The organism is Ruminococcoides bili (assembly GCF_040093295.1).
Taxonomy (GTDB): Bacteria; Bacillota; Clostridia; order Oscillospirales; family Acutalibacteraceae; genus Ruminococcoides; species Ruminococcoides intestinale_A.
This window is the reverse complement of record NZ_JBBNJY010000078.1, coordinates 1-3,286: the sequence shown is the minus strand read 5'-3', so window position 1 is coordinate 3,286 and position 3,286 is coordinate 1. Positions and strand designations below refer to the sequence as shown.

At 33.8% G+C, this 3,286-nt stretch carries 3 protein-coding genes and 1 pseudogene; all 4 read left to right on the top strand.

Features of this window, described 5'->3' with window-relative positions; translation table 11 throughout:
• Positions 1-1,131, top strand: a pseudogene (locus AAAY30_RS11350) (hypothetical protein); the annotation flags it as partial.
• 18 nt (positions 1,132-1,149) lie between these two features.
• Positions 1,150-1,668 carry a hypothetical protein gene (locus AAAY30_RS11345; protein ID WP_117705007.1) on the top strand — a complete coding sequence of 173 codons (519 nt, stop codon included), beginning with the start codon at positions 1,150-1,152 and terminating at the stop codon, positions 1,666-1,668.
• A 274-nt stretch (positions 1,669-1,942) separates the two neighbouring features.
• Positions 1,943-2,476 (top strand): hypothetical protein, encoded by a 534-nt coding sequence (locus AAAY30_RS11340; RefSeq protein ID WP_337806051.1) that lies wholly within the window; start codon positions 1,943-1,945, stop codon positions 2,474-2,476.
• 7 nt (positions 2,477-2,483) lie between these two features.
• Entirely contained in the window at positions 2,484-2,870 is a 387-nt protein-coding gene (locus AAAY30_RS11335) for a hypothetical protein (RefSeq protein WP_129743507.1), read from the top strand.
• Positions 2,871-3,286: the final 416 nt, after the last annotated feature.

Here is a 3,286-nt window from a genome sequence, read left to right as displayed (position 1 = left end):
TGCGAAAAAAGTGTTATTGAACACATTTGTGATGGTGTACAGTCGGCAATTGAGTGGTGTAAAGAGCATTGGAAATTTATTGCTACAGTAGCCCTTGTGGCAATTGCAGTTGTTTTGCTTTGTACAGGCATCGGTTCAGGTTTAGGTGCTGCAATTATCGCCGGAGCCTGTTGGGGTGCTATTTTAGGAGCAGTGATTGGAGGTGTCTCAGGAGGGATAAACAGTGCTATTCAAGGCGGATCATTTTTTGATGGGTTTGAAAGTGGAGCTTTTGATGGTGCTGTAGGTGGTGCAATTGGCGGAGCAATTACAGGCGGACTTACATTTGTAGCAGGACCGGCATTGTCTATGGTTGGAAGTATTGGCAGAGGAGCCGGAATAGGTGCTTTGTCAAACGGTGTTTCAAATATGTGTGTTACAACCATAGACTATCTCGCAGAACACGGAAATCTCAATGGTGCCTTAGATGACATCGCTATATCAGGTTTCTCCGGAGTATTGAGTGGTGGAATTATAGGTGGTATAAGCGGGGGACTTCAATTTAAAATAAACGATTTTCATTCGGGTTTAGAAAATACAAATAATAAAAATTTTGTCGATTCTATGAGCCCTGAAGATGCAAGCAGATACGATGACTTTTGGAAAAATAATGGAATAGGTTCTGAGAAAACTTGGAATGAATATAAAAATGCTAATCCAGAAAATAGTATTGATGATTATTTAAAATTAGTTAAAGAACAATCCCCTTGGCCGGATGGATATAATTCGGAAGAAAATATACTCATATTAAAGGAAGGTGATACTTTTAATATGGTATTGGATGAGCAACAAAGTGTTAGAGAACCTGGCGGATTTGCTTTAAAAGAAGATATTCCAAATGTCGATTTTGCAAGAAATGATATGGCTATAAAGGGTAGTTGGAAAACGGATTGCGGAAAGGTTGCTACATATCGAATAAGACCTGGTGTCGAGTTGAATGTAAGACAAGGTCCTATAGGTCCACAGATTGATCTCGAGGCAAATAAATATCTTCCGGGAAATTCTAATTTAACTCAGTATGAATTATTTAAGGGATTAACAGGAAATCGAATGGATTATATTGAATTTGTCAGTCTGAAAAGAATTAAATGATAGGTGGATAAAGTTAATATGGAAATTAATTTTAGTAGTGATAATAGGATAGTAAATTGGAAATATGAAAATAAATCATATAGTTATGTAGTTGAAGGAATTATATTTGCTACAGAAAGCAATGACATGATTTTTTTAGAAATATATGAAAATAAAACTTTTAGTTACAGATTTATTAACTTAAATGGTAAGGATATTCTTTGGTATGACGAAAATGGAAATTTAAAATTATTTGATAGTGATGGTCATTGTATAAATGAACATAGGTATAACGAACTGAAAACTGTGAAAGTTTCTAAAGATAATATTTATCTGATGTATAAAAATAGAATAAGCGTTTTGTCCAGAAAAGGAGACGAAATATCGAAGATATCTCCGCCATTTGGATATATTTTTTATCGCTTTATTGATGGAGAAAAATTATCTGTTATATGTCAAGGAAATAATAACACCGCTGATAAGTATGGAAGAAATGATTGGAAATTTAAATATGATTTTTTAAATAATACTTGGCATAAAGAATCTTTTGCTTATTGACTTTTCTATACAATGTCTTTTAACCATTAGTGAAATATGTATTTGCTGAAAGATTAAGTCTTAAGCTTTATAGAATGTAGTTCAAAAAATAATATGAACCATTTGGATCATTTTTTGATGGGTTTGAAAGTGGAACTTTTGATGGTGCTGTAGGTGGTGCAATTGGCGGAGCAATTACAGGCGGACTTACATTTGTAGCAGGACCGGCATTGTCTATGGTTGGAAGTATTGGCAGAGGAGCCGGAATAGGTGCTTTGTAAACGGTGTTTCAAATATGTGTGTTACAACCATAGACTATCTCGCAGAACACGGAAATCTCAATGGTGCCTTAGATGATATTGCTATGTCAGGTTTTTCGGGGATAGTTAGCGGTGGCATTTTAGGTGGTATAAGTGGGGGGATTCGATTTAATAGCCCATCCAAAACCGCTAAAAGTTGGCAAGGCAAGGATGATTATCCAGGTATAGATGATTATGTAGATGTTAATATGCATAAAGGTGATATACTTTATCGTGGAGAACCGAATGGCACAGAATATTTTACCACATTAGATGCGATTGAAGACTCTGGACGAAATGCTACTACCTTATTTGAAGGCTTACAAGTTAAGCCTCATCCAATTTATGGGTTTAGAGGACAAGTTAGTGGGTATAAATTTACAAAAACAGTAACCGTAGGATATGGTCAAGCACTAGCTAATCCGCAATTTGGTACAGGTGGGTTAGAGCAATTTTATGTGCCAAATGTTCAAAAGTTAATTGATAAGGGTATATTAGTGCTTGTTGAAACAATAAATTTGACGAAGTGAGGATAAAATGGACTTAAAATCTGGATTAATAGAAATTAACGGTGAGATTTTTACTCCCGGATATACATTTGAAAACTTTCAAAAATCTACTTTTTTTGAAGGGCAAGATGGGGTTAGAATTATAAGATTAAATAAAACTGTACAAATTAGTGGAAACAATTTTATCACTAGTCTATTCTTCCGTAACAAAATTTTGTATATGATATCAATGGTTTGTGTTGATATTAATCCTTCTTTTTCGGAAGAAATTAAACGCAAGCAGTTCCATGATGCGATTCTTGCTAAGAACGGATTAAGCCCAGAAACTTTTTTTGATTGGGGTAACATTAAATCTGTGTACGATCCAAAAGGAAACGTTAGCAGCATTAATATAATATATAACGCTGGTAAGTAATATAAAATTAAAAGTATGTGTTTCTATGAATAATATTACATAAAGAAAAAGTTAGTGGTGCAGGTGGCTTTTTCTGACATCCAGATAAGTTTTTAAAATCGTATAGTTGGTTAATGGAAGATTATTAATTTTTGAGGTTTTTTATAGATATGAATTTAGATGCTTTAAAAAACTATTTACACAATTGAGAGATTACTTTGAATTGCATCATGACAATTCTGTTATTAATATGCTCAAGTTAGTAAAAAATACTGTGAACGTACTAGAATCGGGTGAATCTGAAGTTTTCAAATCTGAGTATGTTTTGGAATTATATAAATCGCTGTGTACCGGAAGAGTTGACTTAACGGAGTATTACATTTGAGATAATGATTATAACACGAGAATGAAGTTGAATGAAGCCTTTTGAAAGAATA

Bases quoted from the DNA above. Each gene is read 5' to 3' on its own strand.
- AAAY30_RS11345 (WP_117705007.1), top strand. From the start codon at position 1,150: ATGGAAATTAATTTTAGTAGTGATAATAGGATAGTAAATTGGAAATAT.
- AAAY30_RS11340 (WP_337806051.1), top strand. From the start codon at position 1,943: ATGTGTGTTACAACCATAGACTATCTCGCAGAACACGGAAATCTCAAT.
- AAAY30_RS11335 (WP_129743507.1), top strand. From the start codon at position 2,484: ATGGACTTAAAATCTGGATTAATAGAAATTAACGGTGAGATTTTTACT.